We start from the raw sequence: 13,911 nt of genomic DNA on the forward strand, positions 1-13,911 counted from the left end.
TGGGCGGCTTCTTCACCGACAAGGGCGACTATCAGGAGCAGATGGACAAGGTTCTCGGCCTGTTCCCGCGCCTGAAAGAACGCTTCAACCAGCGCGGCGGCACCATGTCCGGCGGCGAACAGCAGATGCTCGCCATCGGCCGCGCGCTGATGAGCAAGCCGAAACTGCTGCTGCTCGACGAGCCGTCGCTGGGCCTGGCACCGATCATCATCCAGCAGATCTTCGACATCATCGAACAGCTGCGCAAGGACGGTGTGACGGTGTTCCTGGTCGAGCAGAACGCCAACCAGGCGCTGAAAATCGCTGACCGTGCGTACGTTCTGGAGAACGGCCGCGTGGTCATGCAAGGCACCGGTGAAGCGCTGCTGACCGACCCGAAAGTACGCGAGGCGTACCTCGGCGGTTGATGCATTTCACCCAACAAAAAACGGCCTTCGGGCCGTTTTTTTATACCTCACACATCCCACCTGTAGGAGCTGCCGCAGGCTGCGATCTTTTGACTTTGCCTTTTTAGAAGCAAGATCAAAAGATCGCAGCCTGCGGCAGCTCCTACAAGGGCAGCGCCGTCAGTAGGGGTTGCAGTGTTGGGCTACAGCGGTGGCCTGATCGACATACGGACGCGCCGGTTCAAGATTCCACTCAGGCTTGTCGCGCACTGGCTTGCCCTCGTAGGTTGCTGCCAGATGGCAAACCATCTGCCGCCGCAAAGAGCCGCCATTGACGCTGTATTCGCGCCATTGCGGATCGTCCTTGTGCTTGTTGTACAGCTCGGCAAACATCCGATCGGTCTGGTCATCCTTGATCGCCCGCCCGCACGCGGTCGGCACCACCGAGAGCGACCAGGTGTTCGGCCCCAATTTCGGATCGGGGCGTTGTACCCAAGTGCTGGACTCGATGTACTTGTCGCAGAATTTCGGTTGTGCCGGCGTCGAGGTCTGGATGCACGAGAATGTGGCCTTGGCCACCGGGGTTTTCGGGAAGTCGATCTTGATGATGTTGCGATCCTTGCCGGTCTTGGCCTTGTAGTCCTTTTGGTTGGCCAACGCGTCGTTCAAGCCGCGCTGATCGCTGTAGAAGAACGCCAGAATCGGCAGTTCATCGGTTTTCGGATTGCCCAGGCGCAGCTCGGTCTGAGTCTGAAACTCACGGCTGTTGATGACTTTGCGCGCGCCCATGAAGTTGCGGAAGGCGTCGACCCTTTCCTTGCTGCTCATCGGATTGCGCATGTTGAAGCCGCACTGCAACTGGTCCTGCTGGCGATTGTTGTTGTACTGGGTGAAGTGCGCCACCCAGGCATTGGGACTCGCAATCGACGGTTTCATGGCCTGGCAGACCGCCTCGGTCGGGGCGGTGTTCTTGTTGTCGCCACAGCCACGATCGTTGCGAAAGTCGGTCCAGGCATCGTTGGGAAACGCGCAATAGACGTGCACTGGCGTCTCGGGGTCTTTCACCAGATCCCGGGGCGTAATCAGATAGCCGTTCTGCGTGCTCATGCCCGGATCTTCATAACTGATGCCGTCGGCGCGCATGAACGAGGCGGCAAACGTGCCCAGTTCCACGGCTTTCGGGCTGGGATTCCACACGTCCCATTTCTGCCCCTTCGCCGGGTCGGCGCGGTGCGTGCCGCGCACCAGCAACCCGGAGCAGTCCGACGCGGGATCCTGACCGCAGCTGTCGACGGTGTTGTTGTAGAGTTTTTCGACCTTCCTCAGCGTCTCGTCGCATGACTCGGCACTGGCCCATGCCGCATGCACCAACAGCGGCAACACGAGCAACGGCGCGATTCTGTTCAGACGTTTGTTCATGGCTTGCATCTCCTTGATTAGCCAACACACACACTTAACGCGGAACCGGGTTGCAACCGGCGGCCCGGGTCTCGGCATCCGATAGCGCCGGCCGGAACGGCTCGAGATTCCACGGCGTCTTGTTGCGATAGTTGGCCAGCACGCAGCCCAATTGTTGGCGCATGCTGCCGGCCGCCGTTTCGTTGTCGCGCCAATTGCTGTCCGCGCCCTTGAGCGCGAATAACTGGTCGTACAAGGCACCGAGCTGGTCGTTGGGCAAGGCGCGCCCCGCTGCCGTGGGCACGATGCTCAGGCTCCATTCATCCTTGCGGGTGCCGGGGTCGTAACGCTTGATCCAGTCGGCCGAGGCGATGTATTGCGGCGCCGGGGCTGCCACCGGATTGCATCCGGCCTTAGCCGCTTCCTGCGGGCTGACCACGGGGCGGAACGGTTCCAGATTCCACTCGGTCTTGGCTGGGTAGTTCTGTACCAGACAGCTCAATTGCTGACGCATGCTCCCTGCTGATTTCTCGTGATCGCGCCACTGGCTGTCGGCGCCACGCAGGGCTGACAACTCCTGATAAACGGCGTCCTGATTGCTGGCCTGTATCGCCTTGCCCTCGGCAGTCGGTGTGACCTTGAGCGACCATTCGTTTTTCTTGCTGCCCGGGTCGTAACGCTCGATCCACACGGCATCAGCGATGTATCTGGGCGCCGGGGCTCCACCCACCACCATTTCGGCGATCGCCTGATCGGCGGCGACATAGCTGAAACGCTGTTCGGCAGGTTTGGTGAAATCCAGCCGCAGGATCGGCACGCTGTAGCCCTGGGCCTGGAGTTTCTTCTGGAAATTGCGCGCACTGTTGAGGCCGTTCTCCGGTTTCGGTGGTGCCTGATCACCGCGGGTGGCGAAGTTCTGCGTGCTGTTGACGTTGTAGATGAAGGCATCGATGTACTTCATGTTCTCGCTGCCGTCGTTGGTCGCGGTGGCGTTCTTCAACATGAACTCGTTGACCTGGGCGCTGAAGGCAAAGGGGTCTTTGTTGGTGGTGTTCGGGCGCGACTCGTGCACGCGGATCATCGCGTGCCAGTCGCTGGTTTTTTCCGCGTTCCACGAACACTGGCCGTACTGGATCGGCCCTTTCATCAGCCCGGTGTATTTCTGTGTCCACTGCTCGGCGGTGGTGACACCGGCCTCGGCGCAAGTCCCGTAGGCCAGCGCGGCATTGCGATTGTTCATCGCGCCCTGGGCCGTGCGCGGCGGTTCGCGGCTGTCGAAGAAACCGCAGCCGTACCACTTGCGCTCCGGTCCGGTGCCACCATCGAACGCGTAGATGCAGGTGAATCCTTGCTCCTTGACCGGCAGCTTCAACGCCGCCGCATCGGTGGGTGTGCGCAGGATGAAACCGGCGGGGTGAATCAGAATCCGTGTGCTCAGATCCTTGCGAATCCACGAATAGGAAGTGGCGCCGATCCTGATCGCGTAGGGGCTGTAATCCCACGGATTGAACGGCCCGTCATTGACCATGCGCAAGGTCACGCCGCTGCAGTAATACAACCCGCGCGCAGCACCGGTGTCCGGTTCCTGGCAAGCGTCCTTGAGGGTGTTGTAGTTGTTGTTGATGCGCTTGAGCGTGTCCAGCGGATCCACTTGCGTCTGCGCGCAAACCGTACTGAACAGCAATGGCAGCGTGCAGGCGAGCGCAAAAGAGGAAGTCCTGCGCAATAGCGCAGCGCGAGCTGAGCGATCCTTCGTCATGAGATACCGTCCTGGTAAATCGGCCTGCGAGAGGGGCCGTTGAAATGACTATAGACGCGGAACCGCAGAAATCCCTGTAGGAGCTGCCGAAGGCTGCGATCTTTTGATCTGGCCTTTGAATTTAAAATCAAAGTCAAAAGATCGCAGCCTGCGGCAGCTCCTACAGGGTTTTGCATTTTTTCTGAAAAATTTCGGCTGCGCTGTAACGCATCGCCATGAGCGTTCTCTAGTGGGACAAGCAAGCGCACTTCGCTTGTAAAACCCAAGCTCAAATCTGGAGAAACATCATGACTGCTACCACTCGCACCCTGTCCGCTACTGCCCTGGTTCTGGCCCTGGGTTCCGCCCTGAGCATGACTGCCGTTTCCAGCGCCAGTGCCGCTGATACCAGCAACATGGAAAAATGCTTCGGCGTGGCCATGAAAGGTCACAACGATTGCGCCGCAGGCGCAGGCACCACCTGTGCCAGCACAGCGAAGATGGACTACCAGGCCAACGCATGGAAGTTCGTACCGAAAGGCACTTGCGCCACCACCGAGAGCAAGACCTCGCCGACCGGCTTCGGTCAGATGGAAGCATTCAAAGCCAAGTCCTGACCCACGGTCTGCCCGAGTGACGCTCATGTTCATACACAACGAACCTGTCCCACCGCGCACTCGGGCAGCCCTTGGCGGGCTCCCGCCCCGTGCGGGACTGGGGCTCAAGACCGGGCACTTGCGTGAAGTGCTCGGCACTCGACCGGACCTCGGTTTCTTCGAAGTCCACGCCGAAAACTACATGGTCGACGGCGGCCCGTTTCATCATTACCTCGGGTTGATCCGCGAGCAGTATCCGCTCTCGCTGCACGGTGTCGGGCTGTCCATCGGGGCCGAAGGGCCACTGGATGTTCAGCACCTGCAACGTTTGAAAACGCTGATCGAGCGCTATCAACCGCAATCCTTTTCCGAACATCTGGCCTGGTCGAGCCATGGCCCGGTGTTCCTCAATGACCTGCTGCCGCTGGCGTATGACGCGCCGACGCTTGACCGCGTCTGCGCACATATCGACCAGGTACAGAACACCCTCAAGCGTCCGATGCTGCTGGAAAATCCGGCGACCTATCTCGGCTTCGAACGCTCGACCCTCGATGAACCGGCGTTCATCGCCGAGGTGGTTCGCCGCAGCGGCTGCGGTCTGCTGCTGGACGTCAACAATGTCTACGTCTCGTGCGTCAATCATCAGCGCGATCCACTGGCCTACCTCGACGCGCTGCCCTTGCACGCGGTGGGTGAGATTCATCTGGCCGGGTTCGCCGAAGATGCCGACAGCCTCGGCGACCGCCTGCTGATCGACGATCACGGCGCACCGATTGATGGCGCAGTCTGGGCGTTGTATCAGCAAGCGCTGGAACGCACAGGCCCGGTGGCAACGTTGATCGAACGGGACAATCAGGTTCCGGCGTTCAATGTGCTGCTGGCCGAGGCGCAGCAGGCCGAAACGTTGTTGCTGCGTGCGGGGGGTCAGCCATGAGCATTCAAGCCGATTTCGCTGCCGCCCTGCTCGACACTCGCCTGCCCTGCCCTGCCGGATTGTGCAGTACCAATGGGGCCGATCCTGCCAGCCGTTTTGCGGTGTATCGCAATAACGTGCAAGCCTCGTTGATCAACGCGCTGGCCGACAGTTATCCGGTGGTGCAGCAATTGGTCGGCGAGGAATTCTTCCGCGCCATGGCCGGCCTTTTCATCCAGCAGCAACCGCCGCGCAGTCCGCTGATGAGCCGTTATGGCGACGGTCTGGCAGCGTTCATTGCGGCTTTCGAACCGGCGGCCGAGGTGCCGTATCTGGCCGATGTCGCCCGGCTCGAACGCCTGCGCACCCGCGCCTATCACGCTGGCGATGCGGCGGCGGTCAGTGCGCATCAGATCAGCGCCGCACTGGCCGATCCGCAAACGCTGGCCGCACTGACAATCACGCTTCATCCCTCCCTGCACCTGCTGGACTCTGCATATGCAGTGGTTTCGATCTGGGCTGCGCATCAACAGAACGCAACCCTGGCGGGCATCGACATCACTCGGATGCAACAGGCGCTGGTGCTGCGTAACGGTCTGGAGGTGGAGGTTTTCGCACTCGATCTCGGAGCCAGCATGTTTATCCGCCATTTGCTCAATCAACAGCCGTTGCTGGATGCGGTACAGCACTGTCCATCCTTCAATCTGCCGCAGACCCTCGCCCTGCTCATTGGCCACAACGCAATCACTGCTTTGCACAACAAGGTATTGCCATGAACAACCTCATCACTCGCCCCCTCGGCCTCATGGAAAAAATCCCTCACAGCCTGATCGCCTTCATCGCCCGGTTTTCGATTGCCGCGGTGTTCTGGAAGTCCGGGCAGACCAAGGTCGAAGGGCTGGCCATCGACTTGATCGACGGCACCTTTCAGCCCGGCTGGCCACGCCTGGCGGACTCGACGATCCCGTTGTTCCAGAGCGAATACCACGTGCCGCTGCTATCACCGGAAATCGCCGCGCACCTGGCGGCGTTCGCCGAGCACTTCTTTCCCGTGCTGATATTGATCGGCTTCGCCACACGCTTTTCGGCGCTGGCACTGCTGGGCATGACGCTGGTCATCGAAGTATTTGTATACCCCGATGCCTATCCGACCCACGGCACCTGGGCGGCGGTGTTGCTGTACCTGATGGCGACCGGGCCGGGCAGATTGTCGATTGATCACCTGATTGCCAGGTACTGCAACCGCTGATGTCCCTGACGTCCCTGATGTTCCTGACGTCCCTGACGTCTCTGATGTCTCTGATGTCTCTGATGTCTCTGATGTCTCTGTAGGAGCTGCCGAAGGCTGCGATCTTTTGATTTTCAAGATCAAAAGATCGCAGCCTTCGGCAGCTCCTACACGGGTATCACAGGTTTCACGGGCATCACGGGCATCACGGGCATCGTAGTCAATGCGCCAGCCGATCCAGCGCCTCGCCGCTGCGTTTGAACCAGCCAATCAGATAATCCGCCAGCACCTGCGTGCGCTTGGGCAATCCACCCTGGTACGGATGCACCAGGTACATCGGCATGCGGCGTGTCTGAAAATCGCGCAGCAGCCAGCGCAACCGGCCGTCAGCCAGTTCCGTTTGCAGCAGATAAGACGGCAACCGTGCGATACCGGCGCCGGCCAGCGCAGCCTTTTTCAGCAGGTTGTAGTGGTTGCTGGCGAACGGTCCCGACACCGGCACCCTGAGCAGTTCGTGCTGTTGGTGATACAGCCACTCTTCACGGCCACTGTAGTGACTGTTGAGCAGGCACCGGTGTTCGACCAGATCCTGCGGGGTTCGGGGTTCGCCGAACTGCTCAAGGTACGCCGGGCTGGCGCAGGTCATTTCCTGCCACGCCAGCAAGGGTTTGGCCACCAGGCGCTCATCATTGGCCACGTCGCTGCGAATCGCCAGGTCGAACCCATCGCGTGACAGGTCGCGATAGTTGTTGTTCAGCTCCAGCTCGATCTGTACTTCGGGATATTTGTGCGAAAACTCCAGCAGCAAGCCATCGAAAAACGTTTCGCCCAGTGACACGGGTACGGTCATTCGCACCGGCCCGGCCATATCGTCCTTCAATCGCGCCAATGCCTGACGCGCGCGCTCCACCTGGACTACAAGCGCCTGCGCCTGTGGCAACAAAGCGGCACCCGCGGCAGTCAGGCTAAGACGGCGCGTCGTGCGCTGCAGCAGCACCACCGAAAACTGCGCCTCCAGCTGACTGATGCGCTTGGACAACTGGCCCTTGCTGCAGCCCAGTTGCTGCGCCGCCAGGGTGAAACTACCGGCCTCGATCAATACCGCAAACGCCGCCAGATCATCCATTTCGCTCATGGATTGTTTCCATTTGAAAACCAAAGGTTGCCTATTAGTGCGCTTATCCGCAGAAAAAACCACTCTAGACTGAAACCTCATTCAACCCATTGAGGAACAGCCCATGAAGATTCTGTTGATCGGTGCCGCCGGCACCATCGGTTCGGCCGTGGATAAAGAGCTGAGCCAGCGTCACGAAGTGATTCGCATCGGTCGCAGCAGCGGCGATTTTCAGGTGGACATCAGCGACAGCGCCTCGATTCGCAAGCTGTTCGAGCAAACCGGCAAGTTCGACGCGCTGGTCTGCGCTGCGGGCAACGTGACCTTCGCCCCTCTGGGCGAGATGAACGCCGACAGTTTTGCCCTCGGCCTGAAAGACAAGCTGATGGGCCAGGTCAACCTGCTGCTGATCGGCCGCGAATACGCCAACGACGGCGCCTCGTTCACCTTCACCAGCGGCGTGCTCAGCCACGACCCGATCCGCTCCGGCGCCTCGGCGGCACTGGTCAACGGTGCTCTGGACAGCTTCGTCAAAGCCGCTGCCATTGAACTGCCGCGCGGTCTGCGAGTGAACTCGATCAGCCCGACGGTTCTGCTGGAAGCGATGGGCAGCTACGCCCCGTACTTCCGTGGCTACAAGCCGGTTCCTGCGGCGGACGTGGCATTGGCCTACGCCAAAAGTGTCGAAGGCCTGCAAACCGGTCAGACTTTTCACGTCGGTTAAGAGCAAAAGATCAGAGCCTTCGGCAGCTCCTGCACAGGAGCGTGCGTCTCCATGCAGGAGCTGCCGCAGTCTGCGATCTTTTGCATTTGATGGTCAGCCTGCGTAACGTGGCGGCACTTGTCTGGAGAGCCGAAGATGCGTGTTGCCCGTTCGTTGATCGTTGTTGCCCTGCTGCCGTTGTTCGCCGCCTGCCAGTTGCTCGATGGCCCGCGTGAAAGCGCGTCCCACGTCGGGCAATCCCGGATGCAGGGGCAATTGACGGCGGCCGACGGTAAACTGGTGTTCCAGCCCTGTGGCGAACAGCGTCAGTACGTGGTCAACGACATCGGCGGCACCAGCGTGCTGCAAGAGGCTGCGACCCTCGCCGATCAGCAGGGCAAGCTGTTTGCCGATGTGCGGGGCAAGCTCGTCGGTGACCGACTCGACCTCGGCCAGTTGTATCGCGTCGAGCGCTCTGGCACTGCGTGCGATGACCCCAATTTCAAGCTGCTGATCCTGCGTGCCGCCGGCCACGGGCCCGAGTGGAACGTCAAAGTCAGCGGCAAGGGCATGGTCATCGACCGTGAAGGCCAACCGGCGCTGGCCGTGCCGTATGTCGAAGAACAATTGGGCGACGGCCGCTTCAACCTCAGCAGCGAAGCCAACAACCAGCGCATCGAGTTGTGGGTCGCGCCGCAACGCTGCGTCGACAGCAGCACCGGCAGCGTGCAGCACATGAGCGCCGAACTGCGCATCGACGGCAAGGTCGAGCGTGGTTGCGGGTATTTCGGCGGTTCGCGTAACGACTGAGCGTTTTAGCCTCACCGGATCCGGTCTTTGCGGCTTATAATCGCGGCCTTCAAACGCCCTGGCGCAGTTGTGCGCCCCGCGAATCCGGATCCTCGCCATGTTACGAATCACCGAACTCAAGCTGCCAATCGACCATCCCGAAGAAGACCTGCGTGCCGCCATCGTGCAGCGCCTGGGCATCGCCAGCGATGACCTGCTCGATTTCACCTTGTTCAAGCGCAGCTACGACGCGCGCAAAAAGTCCTCCGAACTGTGCTTCATCTACACCATCGACCTCACCGTGCGCGACGAGGCCAAGATACTGGGCAAGTTCGCCGACGACCGTAACGTCAACGTGGCGCCGGATGTCAGCTACAAATTCGTCGGTCAGGCACCGAGCGACCTGAGCCAGCGCCCGATCGTGGTCGGTTTCGGCCCGTGCGGGATCTTCGCCGGCCTGCTGCTGGCGCAGATGGGCTTCAAGCCGATCATCCTCGAACGCGGCACCGAAGTCCGTCAGCGCACCAAGGACACCTGGGGCCTGTGGCGCAAAAGCGTGCTCAACCCCGAGTCCAACGTGCAGTTCGGCGAAGGCGGCGCGGGTACGTTCTCCGACGGCAAGCTGTACAGCCAGATCAAGGATCCGAAGTTCCTCGGCCGCAAAGTCCTCCACGAATTCGTCAAGGCTGGCGCGCCGGAAGAAATCCTCTACGTCAGCAAGCCGCACATCGGTACGTTCCGTCTGACCGGCATGGTCGAGACCATGCGTGAAGAGATCCGCGCCCTGGGCGGCGAAGTGCGTTTTCAGGAGCGCGTCACTGACGTGCTGATCGAAGACGGCCAACTGGTCGGCGTAGAACTGGCCAGCGGCGAAACCCTGCATTCGAAACACGTGGTCCTGGCCCTCGGCCACAGTGCCCGCGACACCTTCCGCATGCTCCACAGCCGCGGCGTTTTCATGGAAGCCAAGCCGTTCTCGGTGGGTTTCCGCATCGAACACCCGCAATCGCTGATCGACCGCGCGCGGCTGGGCAAATACGCCGGCCACCCGAAACTGGGCGCTGCGGACTACAAACTGGTGCACCACGCCAAGAACGGTCGTTCGGTCTACAGCTTCTGCATGTGCCCGGGCGGCACCGTGGTGGCGGCGACCTCCGAGCCGAACCGCGTGGTCACCAACGGCATGAGCCAGTACTCGCGTAACGAGCGCAACGCCAACTCCGGGATCGTCGTCGGCATCACCCCGGAAGTCGATTATCCGGGCGGCCCGCTGGCCGGTATCGAGTTGCAGGAACGCCTGGAGTCCCACGCGTTCATCCTCGGCGGCAGCGACTACAAGGCCCCGGCGCAACTGGTCGGCGACTTCATCAATGGCACCCCGTCCACCGAGCTGGGCGAAGTCGAGCCGTCGTACAAACCGGGCGTGGCCCTGGGCGATCTGGCTCTGGCCCTGCCGGACTTCGCCATCGAAGCGATTCGTGAAGCATTGCCGGCGTTCGAAAAGCAGATTCGCGGCTACTCGCTGCACGATGCGGTGTTGACCGGCATCGAAACCCGCACCTCGTCGCCGCTGCGCATTACGCGTAACGAGTCGCTGCAGAGCATGAACGTCAAAGGTCTGTTCCCGGCGGGTGAAGGCGCGGGTTATGCGGGCGGGATTCTGTCGGCGGGTGTCGATGGGATTCGTATCGCCGAAGCCGTAGCGCGGGATATTCTCGGTCTGGAAGCCTGATCAGCCAAATCTGCAAAACGCGCAACCCTGTGGGAGCTGGCTTGCCAGCGATGACGGACTCAGATTCAACATTGATGTTGACTGACAATCCGCTATCGCTGGCAAGCCAGCTCCCACAGTGGTTTTCGGTGTATCAGATATTCGCGCGCAGCACTGTGGTTGGCAGCGGCTCACCGCGTTCGGCACTCGCCACCACCGCTGCAATCAACCCCTCCAGCTCATACCCCTGCGCCTTGAGCCACGCCTGATCGTAATAGGTGTCGGCATAACGCTCGCCGCCATCGCACAGAATCGCCACGATCGACCCCGACTCCCCCGCCGCTGTCATCTGCTGCGCCGCCATCAGCGCGCCGATCAGGTTGGTGCCGCTCGACCCGCCGACATGCCGTCCCAGACGCTGCGCCAGATAATGCATGGCCGCCAGCGACAAGGCGTCCGGCACCTTGACCATCGCATCGATCACCTTCGGCAGAAATGAGGCCTCGACCCGTGGCCGGCCGATGCCTTCGATCCGTGAACCGCAGTCCAGACGCAGACTGGCGTCGCCGCTCTGGTAGTAATCGAAGAACACTGAACGCTCGGCATCGGCGCACAACACGCGGGTGCAATGCTGGCGATAACGCACGTAGCGGCCAAGGGTCGCGGTGGTGCCGCCGGTGCCGGGGCTGGAAATCAGCCAGCTCGGTTCCGGGTGTTTCTCGAAACGCATCTGCTGGAAGATCGACTCGGCGATGTTGTTGTTCGCCCGCCAGTCGGTGGCCCGCTCGGCGTAAGTGAACTGGTCGATGAAGTGCCCGCCATGCTCGCGGGCGAGGCGCTCGGACTCGGCATAGATCTGCGTCGGATCCTTGACCAGATGGCTCTGGCCACCATAGAAGGCGATCTGCGCGATCTTCTCTTTCGAGGTGGTCGCCGGCATCACCGCAATGAACGGCAAACCGAGCATGCGCGCGAAATACGCCTCGGAAATCGCCGTCGACCCGCTGGACGCCTCGATCACCGGCGCGCCGGGCTTGAGCCAGCCATTACACAACGCATACAGAAACAGCGAACGCGCCAAACGATGCTTGAGGCTGCCGGTGGGATGGCTCGACTCGTCCTTGAAGTACAACTCGATGCCCGCAAAACCCGGCAGCGGCAAGGGGATCAGATGGGTGTCGGCGCTGCGCTGGAAATCCGCTTCGATGATGCGGATGGCTTCACGGGCCCACTGTCGGTTGTCGCTCATGGTCATGTTCTCGTTGAGTCGGGCAGGAATTGCCTCGTCACAGGCTCAGCTCTCAAGCATAGGAAAAAACCTGCAGACCTCACAGATACAGCTGAGACTCAATTCATCCACCAACTGCCAGGTTCTGTGCAAACGGGTATCAGGTTTTGCAGTTACTGCACAGAACCTGCCCCCCGTTCTTCGAGCTGAAGCGACCTGCTCGCCCCCTGCCTGACAAATAACGAACAATCCGCACCTAATCAAAGACCCGTCCTACAGCCAGTATTTGCCCACTTCGTTAACGTCGTTCAGCCCCTCCAAGGGTTGTCGATGGATGAACGAAAGGACGCTCAGTGGCTCGCAACAAGGACATTCCCCGGGTTCCCAACCCGCCGGCGGGCGACGGTCATCACGTCACCTGGCGCTACATGACGGCCACTGAACTGGCCGAGCGCGAAGCCCGGCAAAACGCTTACGACGCCATGCTGGCGCGGCAGGAGGCCTTCGAGCGCAGCCGCGAGATGGCGGCCCGAAAGCCTGACCCCGTTCGCGCCGGATGCGTGTTCGCCAAGTCCTGCAAATTGCCGGACGCGATCATCGACTACTCGAATTCTTCGGGGATGGTGCCGACCGACAGCCTCAAGGACTACGGCGAGCTGATCCTGCTCGGCGGCCGTGAAGCCGATGACAGCGGCGGCGTTCCACTCAAGAAAATCAGCGGCACTGCCATCCCGGCAGGCCTGGGCACCTTCGCCCTTGCGGGTGAGGCGTTCAAGGCATTGCCCGCCATCGCTTCCGCCGCCGTTGTGACCCCTTTGGTCGGGCTGGTGGCGTTGCTCATGCCATCGAATCTGGGCGACAGCGCCCTCTACACCGAAGACCAGTTGCTCGCCCTCAAACAGGCTCGAACCCGCGTGCGCCTACATGTCGAACAACAGGCCGACGGCAGCCTCAAGGGTTATGGTTTCTACACCGGCAAGAATCGCGACTGGGAAATGGTCGATGTCGCGCAGTTCACCGCACGTGATAACCGCTTTGTCGCAGACCTCGGCGAAGGCATCGAACTGATCTGGACGCCCGCCGTGGACGGCTCCGACATCCTCGGCATCCCCGCGCTGGAGGCTGCACCGCAGGCCCCGCACATCTGGGTGTATCCACCGACGAAAGCGGCGGACGGGGTTCTGGTGAATCCGGTTTATCCGCCGGAGTATCGGGATTTCATTCTGGTCTTTCCGGCGGATTCGAGGGTTAAGCCGGTTTACATTGTGCTCAGTCGAGCTCGCGACCATGCCTACTACGACCACCCAAAGACGCTACCTGCGTTTCCTGATGCAGTCAGAGTGAAGTCCAAGTCATCGGTTCAGGGGGGAGGAAAGAGGCGAGCACGCTGGGTAGACCGTAAAGGTCGGATCTATGAATGGGATTACAAAAGCAATGCTGTAGAAAAATACGACAAACTGGGAACCACTCATTTGGGTGAGTTCAATCATATTACTGGTGAACAAACCGGGCCCGCCGAGCCGGATAGAAGAACCTCTAGAAATTAAGGGACTAAAACATGCGTTACCTTTCAATAACCGGGTTTTACCCTGACGAAATCCAAGACAGCTCGCTACAGTTTGAATTGGATATCAACGGTAGCGAAATGAATGAAAAAGTTGCTCAGCTCATTGAATCCAAGCCGCTTAACGAACTGGAGCCTGGGGAGTTGTCATTGAGTCCGGATCAAGTAAGTGCATTGGAAGCCCTCCTGAACGTCAGCTTCCCGAAGGGTCTGGAGTATTTCATGGGCACCTGTGCCCAGCACTGAGCGAGCGAATTGATACAAACAAAAAACCCCGACCAGTCATCTGATCGGGGTTTTCTTTTACCGCTCGTTTCCGCTTAGTGCGAAACGCGGCTGGTGCCACCGACGGTGGAGATGCGCACGCGCTCACCGACACGGAACACTTCGTTTTCCTGAACCTGTTGAACGTAGGCGCGCATGCTGCCGTCGTCTTCGCGCACGGTGATTTCCACGCCCTGGGTGCGGGTCAGGCCTTCTTCGGTGGCCGAACCGATCAGGCCACCGGCCACGGCGCCGATGACCGCCGCAACGATGCTGCCC

At 60.6% G+C, this 13,911-nt stretch carries 14 protein-coding genes and 1 pseudogene; 10 read left to right on the forward strand and 5 right to left on the reverse strand.

Annotated features, from left to right (window positions below; genetic code table 11):
- The coding region (locus DBR18_RS10330; RefSeq protein WP_256588665.1) for an ABC transporter ATP-binding protein at window positions 1-407 on the forward strand (407 nt) is incomplete at its 5' end.
- A gap of 159 nt (window positions 408-566) precedes the next feature.
- Here DBR18_RS10330 and DBR18_RS10335 read toward each other — a convergent pair.
- A complete protein-coding gene (locus tag DBR18_RS10335; protein ID WP_108590241.1) occupies window positions 567-1,805 on the reverse strand; it encodes a DUF2599 domain-containing protein in 1,239 nt (412 codons plus the stop codon).
- A gap of 34 nt (window positions 1,806-1,839) precedes the next feature.
- Window positions 1,840-3,543 (reverse strand): DUF2599 domain-containing protein, encoded by a 1,704-nt coding sequence (locus tag DBR18_RS10340; protein WP_108590242.1) that lies wholly within the window; start codon window positions 3,541-3,543, stop codon window positions 1,840-1,842.
- 287 nt (window positions 3,544-3,830) lie between these two features.
- Between DBR18_RS10340 and DBR18_RS10345 the strand changes: the two genes are divergently transcribed.
- The 4 genes from DBR18_RS10345 to DBR18_RS10360 are packed head-to-tail and all read left to right on the forward strand — an operon-like array spanning window position 3,831 to window position 6,280.
- Window positions 3,831-4,139, forward strand: coding sequence for a DUF2282 domain-containing protein (locus DBR18_RS10345; RefSeq protein WP_108590243.1), 309 nt, complete (start codon window positions 3,831-3,833; stop codon window positions 4,137-4,139).
- A gap of 25 nt (window positions 4,140-4,164) precedes the next feature.
- Entirely contained in the window at window positions 4,165-5,052 is an 888-nt protein-coding gene (locus DBR18_RS10350; RefSeq protein ID WP_108590244.1) for a DUF692 domain-containing protein, read from the forward strand.
- A complete protein-coding gene (locus tag DBR18_RS10355; protein ID WP_108590245.1) occupies window positions 5,049-5,807 on the forward strand; it encodes a DUF2063 domain-containing protein in 759 nt (252 codons plus the stop codon). The genes DBR18_RS10350 and DBR18_RS10355 overlap by 4 nt, the downstream gene beginning before the upstream one ends.
- A complete protein-coding gene (locus tag DBR18_RS10360; protein ID WP_108590246.1) occupies window positions 5,804-6,280 on the forward strand; it encodes a DoxX family protein in 477 nt (158 codons plus the stop codon). Before DBR18_RS10355 ends, DBR18_RS10360 begins: the two co-directional genes overlap by 4 nt.
- Before the next feature lie 199 nt (window positions 6,281-6,479).
- Here the strand turns inward: DBR18_RS10360 and DBR18_RS10370 are convergent, their stop codons facing one another.
- Complete coding sequence (locus tag DBR18_RS10370) at window positions 6,480-7,394, reverse strand: LysR family transcriptional regulator (RefSeq protein ID WP_108590247.1); 915 nt, start codon at window positions 7,392-7,394, stop codon at window positions 6,480-6,482.
- 103 nt (window positions 7,395-7,497) lie between these two features.
- Here DBR18_RS10370 and DBR18_RS10375 point away from each other — a divergent pair, with 103 nt between their 5' ends.
- From DBR18_RS10375 to DBR18_RS10385, 3 genes are all read left to right on the forward strand, one after another.
- A complete protein-coding gene (locus tag DBR18_RS10375; RefSeq protein WP_108590248.1) occupies window positions 7,498-8,097 on the forward strand; it encodes a short chain dehydrogenase in 600 nt (199 codons plus the stop codon).
- Between the two features lie 135 nt (window positions 8,098-8,232).
- Window positions 8,233-8,886, forward strand: coding sequence for a COG3650 family protein (locus DBR18_RS10380; protein ID WP_007969466.1), 654 nt, complete (start codon window positions 8,233-8,235; stop codon window positions 8,884-8,886).
- Window positions 8,887-8,983: 97 nt separating this feature from the next.
- Window positions 8,984-10,597: an NAD(P)/FAD-dependent oxidoreductase gene (locus DBR18_RS10385; protein ID WP_108590249.1), complete on the forward strand. Its 1,614-nt coding sequence runs from the start codon at window positions 8,984-8,986 to the stop codon at window positions 10,595-10,597.
- A gap of 133 nt (window positions 10,598-10,730) precedes the next feature.
- Here DBR18_RS10385 and DBR18_RS10390 read toward each other — a convergent pair whose 3' ends face one another.
- On the reverse strand, window positions 10,731-11,825 hold the full coding sequence (locus DBR18_RS10390; RefSeq protein ID WP_108590250.1) for a PLP-dependent cysteine synthase family protein: 1,095 nt from the start codon (window positions 11,823-11,825) through the stop codon (window positions 10,731-10,733).
- A 332-nt stretch (window positions 11,826-12,157) separates the two neighbouring features.
- Here DBR18_RS10390 and DBR18_RS10395 point away from each other — a divergent pair, with 332 nt between their 5' ends.
- Window positions 12,158-13,351 (forward strand): S-type pyocin domain-containing protein, encoded by a 1,194-nt coding sequence (locus DBR18_RS10395; protein WP_108590251.1) that lies wholly within the window; start codon window positions 12,158-12,160, stop codon window positions 13,349-13,351.
- An 11-nt stretch (window positions 13,352-13,362) separates the two neighbouring features.
- Window positions 13,363-13,614: a pyocin S6 family toxin immunity protein gene (locus DBR18_RS10400; RefSeq protein WP_108590252.1), complete on the forward strand. Its 252-nt coding sequence runs from the start codon at window positions 13,363-13,365 to the stop codon at window positions 13,612-13,614.
- 74 nt (window positions 13,615-13,688) lie between these two features.
- Here DBR18_RS10400 and DBR18_RS29035 read toward each other — a convergent pair.
- Window positions 13,689-13,911: pseudogene (locus DBR18_RS29035) on the reverse strand (hypothetical protein); the annotation flags it as partial.

Source organism: Pseudomonas sp. HMWF021 (assembly GCF_003061005.1).
GTDB lineage: Bacteria > Pseudomonadota > Gammaproteobacteria > Pseudomonadales > Pseudomonadaceae > Aquipseudomonas.